The sequence below is a fragment of the Streptomyces sp. NPDC027189 genome, from assembly GCF_055566975.1.
In genome coordinates, this window is record NZ_JBVHRI010000007.1 from 35552 (window position 1) to 49163 (window position 13612).

A 13612-nucleotide genomic window follows, 5' to 3' on the forward strand; every position below is an offset into this window, starting at 1 on the left:
GTCACCCGCGTCACCGAAGGAACGCGGCGGCGACGCCGGCGTCGACCGGGACGTGCAACCCCGTGGTGTGCGTCAAGTCCCCACCCGTCAGGGCGAACACCGCGTTCGCGACGTGCTCCGGCAGCACTTCACGCTTCAGGATCGTCCGCTGGGCGTAGAACTCACCCAGCTTCTCCTCCTCGATGCCGTACGTCGCCGCCCGCTGCGCGCCCCAGCCGCCCGCGAAGATCCCCGAGCCGCGGACCACCCCGTCGGGGTTGACGCCGTTGACCCGGATCCCGTGCTCACCCAATTCGGCGGCCAGCAGGCGCACTTGGTGGGCCTGGTCGGCCTTGGTGGCGGAGTAGGCGATGTTGTTCGGACCGGCGAAGACCGCGTTCTTGGACGCGATGTAGACGACGTCGCCGCCTAGCCCCTGCGCGATCATCACCCGCGCCGCCTCGCGCGAGACGAGGAAGGAGCCGCGAGCCATGATGTCGTGCTGGAGGTCCCAGTCGCGGACCGAGGTCTCCAGCAGGGGCTTGGAGATGGAGATACCGGCGTTGTTGACCACCAGGTCGACCCCGCCGAAGGCGAGTACCGCCGCCTTGAACGCCTCGGCGATCTGCTCCTCGGACGTCACGTCGACGGTGACGGCCACGGCCTTGTCGGGACCGCCCAGTGCCGAGGCGACGTCGTCCGCACTCTCTGCGTTGAGGTCCGCGACCACCACGCACGCGCCCTCGGCCACCAGCCGCTCGGCGATCGCCTTGCCGATGCCGCTGCCCGCGCCCGTCACCAGCGCCACCCGCGTCGCGAGCGGCTTGGGCTGCGGCATCCGCTGGAGCTTGGCCTCCTCCAGAGCCCAGTACTCGATGCGGAACTTCTCCGACTCCTCGATCGGCGCGTACGTCGAGACGGCCTCGGCACCGCGCATCACGTTGATGGCGTTGACGTAGAACTCGCCCGCCACCCGCGCGGTCTGCTTGTCCTTGCCGAAGGAGAACATGCCGACTCCGGGCACGAGCACGATCGCCGGGTCCGCGCCGCGCATCGCGGGGGAGTCGGGCAGGGCATGCCGCTGGTAGTAGGCGGCGTACTCCTCGCGGTACTCGGCGTGCAGCTCCTTCAGCCGGGCGACCGCCTCGTCCAGGCCCGTGGCCGGCGCCAGATCCAGCACGAGCGGCCTGACCTTCGTCCGCAGGAAATGGTCCGGGCAGGAGGTGCCGAGCGCCGCGAGACGCGGGTGCTCGGCGCGGGCGAGGAAGTCCAGGACGACATCGGAGTCGGTGAAGTGTCCGACCTGCGGGCGGTCCTGGGAGGCGATGGCCCGGATGTACGGCGCCAGAGCCGCGGCCCGCTCCCGGCGGTCCGTCTCGGACAGTGCTTCGTATCCCTCGACGACCGGCCCGAACGGCTCCGCCTTCCCGCGCTCGGCCAGGAAGGTCTCGGCGGTGCGGATGATGTGCAGCGAGTTGTGCTCGCACTCCTCGGCCGTCGCACCCCACGCGGTGATGCCGTGCCCGCCGAGGACGCAGCCGATCGCCTGCGGGTTGGCCTCCTTGACCGCCGCGATGTCCAGACCGAGCTGGAAACCGGGCCGGCGCCAGGGCACCCACACCACGCTGTCCCCGAAGCACTCGGCGGTCAGCTTCTCCCCGTCGGCCGCGCAGGCGAGCGCGATCCCGGAGTCTGGGTGGAGGTGGTCGACGTGCGGCGCGTCCACCAGCCCGTGCATCGCCGTGTCGATGGACGGCGCCGCGCCCCCCTTGCCGTGCAGGCAGTAGTCGAACGCGGCGACCATCTCGTCCTCGCGCTCGACGCCCGGGTAGACGTCCTTGAGCGCCAGCAACCGGTCCAGCCGCAGCACGGCCAGCCCCGACTCGGTGAGCGTGCCGAGGTCACCGCCCGACCCCTTGACCCACATCAACTCGGCATCACCGCCGGTCACGGGATCGGTGTCGGTGCCCTTCGCGGAGGCGTTGCCGCCCGCGTAGTTGGTGTTGCGGGGATCGGCGCCGAGCCGGTGCGACCGGGCGAGGAGGGCGGCGGCTTCGGGATGGGGTGCCATGGTCCTGGTCCTTTGGAAGAGTGTGTACGTGCACTCGGGACGAACCCGAGGGGGAGCGCCCCTTCAGGGGCGCGGGGAACTGCGCGATCAGCCCACTGCTACCCGCAGACTGCAAAGGGCTCGTTGGGCAAACGAATCGCAGTGATCAAGCCCCCCAACCGGCTTGCTGCCCACCCACCCGCTCGGAGGCGATCCGGTCCGCGTACCCGGACCGGTGGTACGCGGCGACCGGATCGGGGTCCAGCCCGAGCTCCGAGCGCACCTCGGCCAGCAAGGGCCGCACGTCCGTGTTGTACGCGTCCATCAGCACCGCGTTCGCGGCAAGCACGTCGCCGCCCCGCTGAGCCTCGGCGAGCGCGGCGCGATCGACGAGGAGAGCCTTGGCCGTGGCCTCCTGGACGTTCATGACGGAACGGATGATCGCCGGGATCTTCGCCTCGATGTTGTGGCACTGGTCGAGCATGAACGCCACGCCCGGCGTGAAGCCGCCGCCGCGGATCACCTCGTACATGATCCGGAACAGCTGGAAGGGGTCGGCGGCGCCCACCATCAGGTCGTCGTCGGCGTAGAAGCGGGAGTTGAAGTCGAAGCCCCCGAGCTTCCGCTCGCGCAGCAGCGTGGCGACGATGAACTCGATGTTGGTGCCGGGGGCGTGATGCCCGGTGTCGACGACGACCTGCGCCTTGGGGCCGAGCTTGAGGCAGTGCGCGTACGCCGTGCCCCAGTCGGGGACGTCCGTCGTGTAGAAGGCGGGCTCGAAGAACTTGTACTCCAGGAGCATCCGCTGGTCGTCGCCGAGCCGCTCGTACACGAGCGCCAGACCCTCGGCGAGCCGGTCCTGACGCTCACGGATGTCGTCCTGGCCGGGATAGTTCGTGCCGTCCGCGAACCACAGCTTCAGGTCCTTGGACCCCGTCGCGTCCATGATGTCGACGCACTCGAGCAGGTGATCAAGAGCCTTGCGGCGCACCGTCGCGTCCGGATGGCAGATGGAGCCCAGCTTGTAGTCGTCGTCCTGGAAGGTGTTGGAATTGATCGTGCCCAGCTTCAGGCCGCGCTCCTGCGCGTACTTCGCCAGCGCCGCGTAGTCGTCGGCCTTGTCCCAGGGGATGTGCAGCGCGACGGTCGGCGCGGCACCCGTGTACGCGTTCACCTGCGCGGCGTCGTCGAGCTTCTCCTGAGGTGTGCGCGGCACTCCAGGCTGCGCGAACACCTTGAATCGGGTCCCCGAATTCCCGTACGCCCATGACGGCGTCTCGACGGCCTGGGTCTTGAGGGCGGCCTTCACCGCGGCGAGCTCGGTCACTTCGGGGCTCCTACGACTTCGGGTCTGAAAAGGACTTCTTGAAGAGTTCAGTCTGAAACGATTCAGCAGGCCGAAGCTATGAGCCGCCCGTAGGGCTGTCAAGCCCTCACGCAAAGACCGCTCTCCGTGACTCGGTTGTGACCTTTGTCTATCAAGAATTTCGACCCGTACCCATTGACGTGACCTGGGCTACATGCCTAACGTCCCGGCAACCTAGTTGAAACCTTTCACGACGTCGTGAGGCCGCGACGCCCGCGTCGTTGAGGAGCTCCCATGACCCACCCGTCCGATACGGGTCCGGCCCCCGTGCTGGCGCTCAAGGACATCTCGAAGTCCTTCGGCGCCGTACGTGCCCTGCGGGACGTGTCCCTGGAACTGTTTCCCGGCGAAGTGCACGCGCTCGCCGGAGAGAACGGCGCGGGCAAGTCGACCCTCATCAAGACGCTCGCCGGCGTGCACCGACCGGACGCCGGTCAGGTGCTGCTGGACGGCGAACCCACCGTCTTCCACGGTCCCGCCGATGCCCGCGACGCGGGCATCGCGGTGATCTACCAGGAGCCCACGCTCTTCCCTGATCTGTCGATCGCCGAGAACATCTTCATGGGCCGCCAGCCCCGGCGGGCCCTCGGCCGCATCGACCACAAGGCCACCCACGCGGCGACCGCCGCCCTCATGAAGCGCCTCGGAGTCGAACTCGACCCCGACCGTCCGGCGCGCGGCCTGTCCATCGCCGACCAGCAGATCGTCGAGATCGCCAAGGCGCTCTCCTTCGACGCCCGCGTCCTGATCATGGACGAGCCGACCGCCGCCCTCACCGGCAGTGAGGTGGCCCGCCTCTTCGGTGTCGTCCGCACCCTGCGCGAGCAGGGCTCGGCGGTGCTGTTCATCTCGCACCGCCTGGAGGAGATCTTCCGGATCTGCCAGCGGGTCACGACGCTGCGCGACGGCGCCTGGATCGCCAGCGAACCGCTGGACGGCATGACCGAGGACGACCTCGTCCGCCGGATGGTCGGCCGCGACCTCGAGGAGCTCTACCCGAAGCAGGAGGTCGAGGCGGGCTCGGTCGCCCTGAGCGTGCGCCGCCTGACCCGCGAAGGCGTCTTCACGGACGTCTCCTTCGACGTCCGGCGCGGCGAGATCGTCGGTCTCGCCGGGCTGGTGGGCGCCGGGCGCACGGAGGTCGCCCGGGCCGTCTTCGGCGTCGACCGCTGGGACGCCGGTGAGGTCGAGGTCGACGGCAGGACGCTGACGAACGGCGCGCCCTCGACGGCCATGGCCGCCGGGCTCGCCCTCGTCCCTGAGGACCGGCGCGCGCAGGGCCTCGTGATGGACATGTCCATCGAGCGCAACATCGGCCTGACCGGGCTGCGTACGACGGTCAAGGCGGGCCTGATGGACCGCGGCGCCGAGCGCAGCCGCTCCCTCGACTGGGCGGTCAAGCTCCAGGTGAAGTACGCCCGGATCGCCGACGCCGTCTCCACGCTCTCCGGCGGCAACCAGCAGAAGGTCGTCCTCGCCAAGTGGCTCGCCACCGGCCCCAAGGTACTCATCGTCGACGAGCCGACCCGTGGCATCGACGTCGGTACGAAGGCCGAAGTGCACCGGCTGCTCAGCGAGTTGGCCGCCGACGGGGTGGCCGTCCTGATGATCTCCTCCGATCTGCCCGAGATCCTCGGCATGGCGGACCGTGTGCTCGTCATGCACGAGGGCCGGCTCACCGCGGAGATCCCACGCTCCGAAGCGACCGAGGAAACCGTGATGGCCGCAGCCACCGGGAGGGCCGCCGCATGACGACCACGATCATTGAGAGGGCCGCCGCATGACGGTGACCGCACCCAACCCCGCCCCCGCCGCCGAGGTGCCCAAGTCGAGCGGCACCCGGCTGGTGGACCGCGTGTTCAAGATGCGCGAACTCGCCATCCTGGTCGTCTTCCTGGTGATGATCGCCATCACCCAGATGGGCAACAGCCAGTTCCTGTCCGAGCAGGGCATCAAGGACCTGCTGCTGAACGCGACCATCCTGGTGCTGGTCGCCACCGGTCAGTCGCTGGTCGTGATCACACGGAACGTCGATCTGTCGGTCGGCTCGACGCTCGGCATCAGCGCCTTCGCGGCCGGCACCTATCTGCAGGGCGGCGGAAACCCTGTCGTCGCCGTCTTCCTCGCGGTGCTGCTCGGCATCGGCTGTGGACTGGTGAACGGGCTGCTCGTCAGCCGCGGTCAGGTGCCCGCGCTCGTCGTCACCCTCGGCACGCTCTACATCATCCGCGGCATCGACTCCATCTGGGTCGGCTCCCGGCAGATCACCGCGGCCGATCTCCCCGGCAGTTTCGTGGACTTCGGCTCCGGCGGTATCTCGGCGGTCCCGTATCTCGCGCTGATCGCGCTGGCGGTGCTGCTGGTCACCGCGTACTACCTCAAGCACTTCGGCAGCGGCCGCGAACTGTACGCGCTGGGCTCCAACCCGGAGGCCGCGCGGCTCGCCGGCATCCCGGTCCGCAAGCGGATCCTGACCGCGTACGTCGTCTGCGGGGGCCTCGCCGGACTCGCGGGCGCCATGTATCTCGCCCGGTTCGGCAACGTCGACTCCGGCACCAGCAACGGCTACGAACTGACCGTCGTCAGCGCGGTCGTGGTCGGCGGTGTCGTCTTCACCGGCGGCTCCGGCAGCGTCTACGGCGCCGCGCTCGGCGCGCTGCTGCTCACCTCCATCAACAGCGTGCTGCCCGCCCTCGGCGTCAGCTCCGTCTGGGTGCTCGCCATCAACGGCATCCTGCTCATCCTCGCCATCGCGGTCGACCGGATCGTCGCGCTGCGCGTGGCCTCCGCACTGAAGAAGAGGAACGCCCGCCATGGCTGACTCGCCCGCCCTGAAGCAGACGCCCGCCATGGCTGACTCGCTCCTCGCGCGCGCCGTCCGCTGGGACACGGTCGTCGGCGCCCTCCTCATCGTCCTGCTGCTGTTCTCCTTCGGCTTCGTGGACGGCTTCGGCAACGCGCTCAACCTGTCGTTCCTGATCGGCAACACGCTGCCGATCGCCCTGATCGCCCTGCCGATGACGCTGCTCGTGGTGGCCGGGGAGATCGACCTCTCGGTCGCGTCCACCGCCGGACTATCCGGTTCGGTCATGGGCGCCCTGTGGAACCAGGGCATGTCGATCGAGACGATCATTCCGATGTGCCTGCTCCTGGGCGTGGTGTGCGGGCTGGTCAATGGGCTCCTGGTCACCCGGCTCGGGCTGCCGTCCCTCGCCGTCACCATCGGCACGCTCGCCGCCTACCGTGGCATCGCACAGATCGTGCTCGGCTCGGACGCGGTGACCGACTTCCCCACCCAGTACCTGGACTTCGCGGCCGGACGCATCGGGAACACCTTCCTCCCGCAGGCTTTCCTGCCCTACGTGGTGCTGCTCGCCATCGCGGTGGTCGTCCTGCACGCCACCCCGTTCGGGCGCTCGGCCTTCGCGATCGGCGCGAACGAGGAGGCCGCGCGATTCGCCGGCATCCGCGTCAAGCGGCAGAAGCTGATCCTGTTCGTCGCCACCGGCTTCATGGCCTCCCTGACCGGCGTGTTCTGGGCGCTGCACTACGCCAGCGCCCGCTACGACAACGCCACCGGCCTCGAACTCTCCGTCGTCGCGGCCGTGCTGCTCGGCGGCATCGACTTCGACGGCGGCAAGGGCACGCTCGGCGGCGCGATCGCGGGAGTGTTCCTGCTCGGCGCGCTGCAGAACGTGATGAGCCTGCTGAACGTCTCCGCACAGTCCCAGATCGTCGTCACCGGCGTGCTGCTCGTCGTCTCCGTGCTCGGCCCCCGGGTCACGCGGCAGATCTCCGTTGCGAGGGCGGGCCGCAGAGCCGCCTCGACTCCGGCCTCGTAGCTCCCACCCGGCCCGCCCTCCAACCCCTCCGCTCACCCTCGTAAAGGACCTTTCGCCATGCGCAAGTCATCGATCCGCCGTACCTGCGCGGCGCTCGCCGCCGTCACCTCGCTCGCCCTGGCCGCCACCGCCTGCGGCGGCACCACCAAGAACGACGTCAAGGACTCGGGCGGTTCGGCTGCCGCCGCGGGCAAGGCCGACCCCAACGCCGCCACCAAGAAGGGCCTGACCGTCGGCTTCCTGCCCAAGCAGGTCAACAACCCGTACTTCACCTCCGCCGACAAGGGCGGCGAGAAGGCCGTGACGGAGCTGGGGTCCACGTACAAGGAGGTCGGCCCGAGCAGTGCCACCGACACCTCGGGCCAGGTGAGTTACGTCAACACGCTCACTCAGCAGCAGGTCGACGCGATGGCGGTCTCCGCACAGGACCCGGGTGCCCTGTGCACCGCGCTCAAGCAGGCGATGACGAACAAGATCAAGGTCGTCACCTACGACTCCGACACCAAGACCGACTGCCGCAACGCCTTCGTCTCGCAGGCCAGCGCCGAGGACCTGGGCCGCACCGAGGTGCAGCTGCTCGCCGAACAGATCGGCTACAAGGGCGAGATCGCGATCCTGTCCGCCGCGCAGACCGCGACGAACCAGAACACCTGGATCGACTTCATGAAGGACGAGCTGAAGGACCCCAAGTACAAGAACGTCAAGCTGGTCAAGGTCGCGTACGGCAACGACGACGCCCAGCAGTCCTTCCAGCAGACCCAGGGCCTGCTCCAGGAGCACCCGAACCTCAAGGGAATCATCTCCCCGACCACCGTCGGCATCAAGGCGGCCGCCCAGTACCTGTCCGGCTCGAAGTACAAGGGCAAGGTGAAGCTGACCGGCCTCGGCACCCCCAACGACATGCGCAAGTACGTCAAGAACGGCACCGTCGAGGCCTTCGAGCTCTGGGACCCGGCGAAGCTCGGCGAGCTGGCCGCGCGTACCGCCGTGGCGCTGGCCTCCGGGCAGATCACCGGCAAGGAGGGCGAGACCTTCAAGGCCGGTGACATGGGCTCCTTCACCATCGGCAAGGACGGCGTGATCAACCTGGGCAAGCCGACCGTCTTCAACGCGAAGAACATCGACCAGTTCAACTTCTAGTTCGGAGCGGTACTTCATGCAGCGCGTCTGTTTCCTGCTCAAGGTCCGCGAGGACCGCCTCGACGAGTACCGCGAGCGGCACGCCGCCGTGTGGCCCGAGATGCTCGAAGCGCTCTCGGCCACCGGCTGGCACAACTACTCGCTCTTCCTGCGCGAGGACGGCCTGCTGGTCGGCTACCTGGAGACCGAGGACTTCGCGGCCGCACAGGCCGGCATGGAGGCCGCCGACATCAATGCCCGTTGGCAGACGGAGATGGCGCCGTTCTTCGAGTCACTGGACGGCGCCAGACCCGACGAGGTCATGAAGCCCCTCACCGAAGTCTTCCACCTCGCCTGACCAGGAGCTCCGCATGAGACGACGCACACTGCTCACGACGGCACTGCTGGGCGCGGTGGCCGGCCCCGGTCTGGAAGCCGGTACGGCGCGGGCGGCCGACCCCGGCCCCTCCGTCACGTTGACCGGCACCACTCAACTCGACGCCCAGGCCCTGTTCTTCGTGTCCTACGACGGCCTGGTCAACAACAACTCGTTCCAGAAGAACGGGCTGTTGACCTACCAGGGCTACCAGTACGCGGCCTGGTACACCACGGACCGCAGCGCCGTCGTCGCCCGCCGGGCGCTCGGCGCGTCCAGCTGGTCCACGGTCACCCTCGCCCACCAGCTGAAGAGCTCCGACTCGCACAACGTGATCTCCATGGGCGTGTCCAGGACCGACGGCCGGCTGCACCTCAACATGGACTCGCACAGCGACGGCTTCTTCTACGTGAAGTCGGTGGCCGGCCTGCTCGACAACGCCCCGGCATGGACTTCAGCGGTCTTCGGCGCCGTACAGACGACCCTCGACGGGCTCGCGCTCACGACGCAGTTCACCTACCCGCAGTTCGTCTCGACTCCGGAAGGCAGGCTCCAGCTCAGCTATCGCGTCGGCATCTCCGGAAGCGGACGCAACGCCCTGGCGGAGTACGACGGTTCGTCCTGGACCGCGCTCGGCGAGTGGTCCAGCTCCACCGGGACGTACACCAGCTCGCACGGCTCCAGTACCGCCCGCAACATGTATCTGCACGGCATCGACTACGACATCAATGGCCGACTGCACTCCTTCTTCACCTGGCGCGAGCAGAACGGCGCCGTGATGTGCAACAGCGGCGGCATCACCAACCACGACACGGGCTACGTCTACTCCACCGACCGCGGCCGCACCTGGCGCAACGACGCGGGCACCCTCGTCGGCACCACCGGAAGCTCGGACATGGTCGCTGTCACCGACCCGGGACTCGTCGTCGACTACCTCAACCCCGACCACTCCCTCATGAACCAGGAGAGCCAGGCCACCGACTCCACCGGCCTGCCGCACGCGATCATCAGCTACGTACCCGGCCGCTTCGGCCAGTGCACGACCAACTACGTCACCGACCGGACGGCCAACGGCCGAGCCTTCCACGTCCGCAAGAACTCCTCGGGCGCCTGGACCAAGACCGAGATCCCGATCGCCCTGAACTCCAGCCAGCGCACCAAGCTGGTCCTCGACACGTACGACAACGCCTACGCGATCATGCCGTTCGGCCGGATCGCAGGCGCCTCGAAGTCCTCCGGGTACACCGACTGGACGCTCCTGTACGACGGCAGCGGTCTGAACGCCTTCGGCGAGGTCGTGATCGATGAGACGCGGGTCTCGCAGGATGGAATCCTGTCGTTCATGTACCAGGAGAAGTCCAGCGGTACCACGCCCTCGCCGCTCCATGTCGTCGACTTCCGGCTGCCCGCATGAGCACCGGCTTCGGACCGCGCGCGGGTAATGTGATGGCCTGCCCGCCGCTTCTCGTTCCCCTGGAGGTTTCCGCCTGATGGCCCAGTCGGTGGGTATCAAGGACGTCGCCCGTGCCGCCGGTGTCTCCGTCGGCACGGTGTCGAACGTGATCAACCGCCCCGACACGGTCGCCTCCGAGACCCGGGCCCGCGTGCTGTCCGCGATCGACCGGCTCGGCTACGTGCGCAGCGAATCGGCGCGTCAGCTGCGGGCGGGGCGCAGCCGGATCATGGGCCTGCTCGTCCTCGACATGGGCAACCCGTTCTTCGTGGACGTGGCGCGCGGCGCCGAGCGCGCCGCGCGGGACGCCGGGCTCGGCGTGATGGTCTGCAACAGTGCGCAGAGTTCGAGCGAGGAGGCCGACTATCTGTCGCTCTTCGCCGAGCAGCGAGTGCGCGGGGTGCTGCTGACGCCCACCGACGCGAGCGGGCGCAACATCGAGGCGTTCCGCCGCAACGGCATCCCCTTCGTGCTGGTGGACCGGGTCGCCGAGGGCACCACCGAGTGTTCGGTCTCCGTCGACGACGTGGCGGGCGGCGCGCTGGCCGTACGGCACCTCGTGGACGCCGGTCACCGTTCCATCGCGTACGTCAGCGGGCCGCCCGGACTGAACCAGGTCAGGGACCGCCGCACGGGCGCCCTGAACGCCCTGGCCGAGGCGGGGCTCGGCCCGGACAGCCTGCGCGAGCTGCCCACCGAGCGTCTCGACGTGGCCGCGGGGCGCGACGCGGGGGCCCGGCTCCTCGGCCTCGCCGAGCGCCCCACCGCCGTCTTCTGTGCCAACGACCTGCTCGCGCTCGGAGTCCTGCAGGCCATGTACGCGGCGGGGGTCGGCGTGCCCGACGACCTCGCGATCGTCGGCTACGACGACATCGAGTTCGCGGCCGCCGCGGCAGTCCCGCTCACCTCCGTACGGCAGCCCGCGGTGACGATGGGATCCCTCGCCGCCGAACTCCTCCTGGAGGAGATCGAGACGGAGACCGCGCCCGCGCCGCACGAACACCGGCGGGTCGTGCTCCAGCCGGAACTGGTGGTGCGCCGCTCCAGTCTGTCGGCGCGCTGAGCGGCTGTTCAGTTCCAGTCGACCGGATGGCTGAGCCGCTGTTCAGTTCCTTTCGACCCGAGGGCTGAGCCGCTGTTCAGTAGATTTTCTTGATCCCGGGCGTCGCAGCCTGCGGAACATGTGCTCAACTGGGACGCAGCCTGGAATCCGTTCGTCTCGGGAGCCCTGTTGACCGTCAGCTACCGCCAGCCCGGTGTCGTCCTCACCGACCACCGCTTCACCGTGCCCCTCGACCACGACGACCCGGCGGGGGAGAGCATCGAGCTCTTCGCCCGCGAGGTCGTCGCGAGCGACAAGGCACAGCAGGACCTCCCCTGGCTGGTCTACCTCCAAGGCGGCCCCGGCTTCGGCGCCAACCGCTTCGTCGGCAGGCAGGCCTGGCTCGGCCGCGCGCTGCAGGAGTTCCGGGTGCTGCTCCTCGACCAGCGCGGCACCGGCCACTCCACGCCCGCCAACCGGCAGACCCTTCCGCTGCGCGGCGGCCCGCGCGAACAGGCCGACTACCTCGCGCACTTCCGTGCCGACTCCATCGTCCGCGACTGCGAGGTCATCCGGCCCCGGCTCACCGGCGGCGCCCCCTGGACCGTACTGGGCCAGAGCTTCGGCGGCTTCTGTGCGGTGCACTACCTGTCGACCGCGCCCGAGGGGCTGCGCGCCGCCGTCATCACCGGTGGCCTGCCCTCGCTCGACGGGCATGCGGACGACGTCTACCGGGCGGCGTATCCCCGCGTCGAGCGCAAGGTCGCCGCGCACTACGCGCGCTATCCGCAGGACGTCGAGCGGGCCCGCCAGATCGCGGATTACCTCCTGCAGCACGAGCCGGTCCTCAGTGGCGGATACCGCCTGACCGTCGAGGCCTTCCAGTCGCTCGGCATCGTTCTCGGCGGCAGCGAGGGCAGCCACCGGCTGCACTATCTCCTGGAGGAGGCCTTCGTCCGCACTCCGCAGGGTCCGGCCCTCTCCGACGCCTTCCAGGAGGACGTCCAGAGCCTCCTCTCGTACGCGGGCCACCCCCTGTATGCGCTCGTCCACGAGGCCTGCTACGCCCAGGGCAACCGTCCCACCGCCTGGTCCGCCGAGCGGGTGCGCGCCGAGTTCCCGCAGTTCGACGCGGCCAAGGCCCTCGCGGACGACGGACCGCTGCTGTTCACCGGCGAGTCGGTGCACCCCTGGACGTTCGAGACCGACCCGGCGCTGCGCCCCCTGCGCGAGACCGCCGAGGAACTGGCAGCCCGCACCGACTGGCGGCCGCTGTACGACCCCGCCCGCCTCGCCGCCAACGAAGTGCCGGTTGCCGCGGCGGTCTACCACGACGACATGTACGTCGACGCCGAACACTCCCTGCGCACCGCGCGCGCCATCCGGGGTCTGCGCCCCTGGGTGACGGACGAGTTCGAGCACGACGGTGTACGGGCCGGCGGCACACGCGTACTGGACCGGTTGCTGGCGTTGACGCGCGACGAGGTCTGAGATCCCCGGGCCCACTAGAATTCTGACGGACCGTCAGCGTTCTGGAGGGGCGTGCGGATGATCGACACCACGCGTACGGACATCCCGGAGGGTGAGGAGCGGCTGCGCCTCCACGTCGAGGACGGCATCGGTGTCCTCACCCTCTGCCGCCCGGCGAAACTCAACGCGTGGAGCTGGGAGTCCACGCGTCAACTCGGCCTGTTCGCCGACCGGATCCGCTTCGACGAGTCGATCCGGGCGGTCCTGCTGCGGGCCGAGGGGCGGGCCTTCTGCGCGGGGATCGACGTCACGGCGCCGGGCGGCGCGATCACCGGCCGGTCCGGGGCGGAGCGCGCCCGCAACTACTACGAGGGCATCCGGTGGGCACACGAACGGTTCGCGGCCTTCGCGCGCATGCCGCAGCCGGTCGTCGCGGCAGTGCGGGGCTACTGCCTCGGCTTCGGATTCGAGCTCGCGCTGATGGCGGACATCCGGATCGCGGCCGACGACGCGGTGTTTGCTCTGCCGGAGGCCCAGTTGGGGGTCGCGGTCGACGCGGGCGGTGATCTGCGGATCGCGCGCGAGGCCGGTGCGGGATGGGCGAAGCTGCTCGCGCTGACCGGGCGCCGGCTGGACGCCGTCACGGCCGAGCGCCTCCGCCTCGTCCAACTCCGGGTCGCACCCGACGAGTTGGACCGGACGGCCCGCGCGGTCGCCGCCGAGATCGCGGCCAACGCGCCCCTCGCGGTGCAGGGCATCAAACACGACATCGACGCCTACGTGGACGCCGGACTCGCCGCGGCCCTCGACCGTACGGCCATGTCGGCGGCGCTCACCCTGACCTCGGACGACTCGCGCGAGGGATACGGGGCGAAGGGCGCCCGCCGCATGCCTCGCTTCGAGGGGAAGTGACCG

At 69.4% G+C, this 13612-nt stretch carries 11 protein-coding genes; 9 read left to right on the plus strand and 2 right to left on the minus strand.

The genetic code is table 11. The features are described 5' to 3' along the window. Window positions 1–10: 10 nt before the first annotated feature. A complete protein-coding gene (locus ACZ4RZ_RS18660) occupies window positions 11–2050 on the minus strand; it encodes a bifunctional aldolase/short-chain dehydrogenase (protein WP_467745864.1) in 2040 nt (679 codons plus the stop codon). A 145-nt stretch (window positions 2051–2195) separates the two neighbouring features. Then, window positions 2196–3356, minus strand: a complete 1161-nt coding sequence (gene rhaI, locus ACZ4RZ_RS18665; RefSeq protein WP_467745865.1) for an L-rhamnose isomerase — start codon at window positions 3354–3356, stop codon at window positions 2196–2198. Between the two features lie 273 nt (window positions 3357–3629). On the opposite strand from rhaI, the gene ACZ4RZ_RS18670 reads away from it, so the two are divergent. The 9 genes from ACZ4RZ_RS18670 to ACZ4RZ_RS18710 all read left to right on the plus strand — a co-directional run bounded on the left by ACZ4RZ_RS18670 (window position 3630) and on the right by ACZ4RZ_RS18710 (window position 13609). Next, window positions 3630–5147 (plus strand): sugar ABC transporter ATP-binding protein, encoded by a 1518-nt coding sequence (locus tag ACZ4RZ_RS18670; protein ID WP_467745867.1) that lies wholly within the window; start codon window positions 3630–3632, stop codon window positions 5145–5147. A 28-nt stretch (window positions 5148–5175) separates the two neighbouring features. Next, entirely contained in the window at window positions 5176–6216 is a 1041-nt protein-coding gene (locus ACZ4RZ_RS18675) for an ABC transporter permease (protein WP_467745869.1), read from the plus strand. A gap of 28 nt (window positions 6217–6244) precedes the next feature. After that, a complete protein-coding gene (locus ACZ4RZ_RS18680) occupies window positions 6245–7237 on the plus strand; it encodes an ABC transporter permease (protein WP_467746459.1) in 993 nt (330 codons plus the stop codon). Between the two features lie 57 nt (window positions 7238–7294). Further along, the gene (gene rhaS, locus ACZ4RZ_RS18685; RefSeq protein ID WP_467745871.1) at window positions 7295–8377 is read left to right on the plus strand and encodes a rhamnose ABC transporter substrate-binding protein; all 1083 of its coding nucleotides are present in this window, start codon (window positions 7295–7297) and stop codon (window positions 8375–8377) included. 16 nt (window positions 8378–8393) lie between these two features. Continuing rightward, the gene (locus ACZ4RZ_RS18690; RefSeq protein ID WP_467745873.1) at window positions 8394–8714 is read left to right on the plus strand and encodes an L-rhamnose mutarotase; all 321 of its coding nucleotides are present in this window, start codon (window positions 8394–8396) and stop codon (window positions 8712–8714) included. A 13-nt stretch (window positions 8715–8727) separates the two neighbouring features. Further along, complete coding sequence (locus ACZ4RZ_RS18695; protein WP_467745875.1) at window positions 8728–10146, plus strand: BNR repeat-containing protein; 1419 nt, start codon at window positions 8728–8730, stop codon at window positions 10144–10146. 76 nt (window positions 10147–10222) lie between these two features. After that, complete coding sequence (locus ACZ4RZ_RS18700) at window positions 10223–11248, plus strand: LacI family DNA-binding transcriptional regulator (RefSeq protein WP_467745876.1); 1026 nt, start codon at window positions 10223–10225, stop codon at window positions 11246–11248. A gap of 168 nt (window positions 11249–11416) precedes the next feature. Continuing rightward, entirely contained in the window at window positions 11417–12718 is a 1302-nt protein-coding gene (locus ACZ4RZ_RS18705; protein WP_467745878.1) for an alpha/beta fold hydrolase, read from the plus strand. A 57-nt stretch (window positions 12719–12775) separates the two neighbouring features. After that, on the plus strand, window positions 12776–13609 hold the full coding sequence (locus ACZ4RZ_RS18710; RefSeq protein WP_467745880.1) for an enoyl-CoA hydratase/isomerase family protein: 834 nt from the start codon (window positions 12776–12778) through the stop codon (window positions 13607–13609). Window positions 13610–13612 lie beyond the last annotated feature (3 nt).

What these genes read in the sequence shown, in the direction of transcription:
- ACZ4RZ_RS18695 (WP_467745875.1), top strand. Translation starts at nt 8,728, where the DNA reads ATGAGACGACGCACACTGCTCACGACGGCACTGCTGGGCGCGGTGGCC.
- ACZ4RZ_RS18680 (WP_467746459.1), top strand. Translation starts at nt 6,245, where the DNA reads ATGGCTGACTCGCTCCTCGCGCGCGCCGTCCGCTGGGACACGGTCGTC.
- ACZ4RZ_RS18690 (WP_467745873.1), top strand. Translation starts at nt 8,394, where the DNA reads ATGCAGCGCGTCTGTTTCCTGCTCAAGGTCCGCGAGGACCGCCTCGAC.
- ACZ4RZ_RS18660 (WP_467745864.1), bottom strand. Translation starts at nt 2,050, where the DNA reads ATGGCACCCCATCCCGAAGCCGCCGCCCTCCTCGCCCGGTCGCACCGG.
- ACZ4RZ_RS18700 (WP_467745876.1), top strand. Translation starts at nt 10,223, where the DNA reads ATGGCCCAGTCGGTGGGTATCAAGGACGTCGCCCGTGCCGCCGGTGTC.
- ACZ4RZ_RS18670 (WP_467745867.1), top strand. Translation starts at nt 3,630, where the DNA reads ATGACCCACCCGTCCGATACGGGTCCGGCCCCCGTGCTGGCGCTCAAG.
- ACZ4RZ_RS18675 (WP_467745869.1), top strand. Translation starts at nt 5,176, where the DNA reads ATGACGGTGACCGCACCCAACCCCGCCCCCGCCGCCGAGGTGCCCAAG.
- ACZ4RZ_RS18710 (WP_467745880.1), top strand. Translation starts at nt 12,776, where the DNA reads ATGATCGACACCACGCGTACGGACATCCCGGAGGGTGAGGAGCGGCTG.
- rhaS (WP_467745871.1), top strand. Translation starts at nt 7,295, where the DNA reads ATGCGCAAGTCATCGATCCGCCGTACCTGCGCGGCGCTCGCCGCCGTC.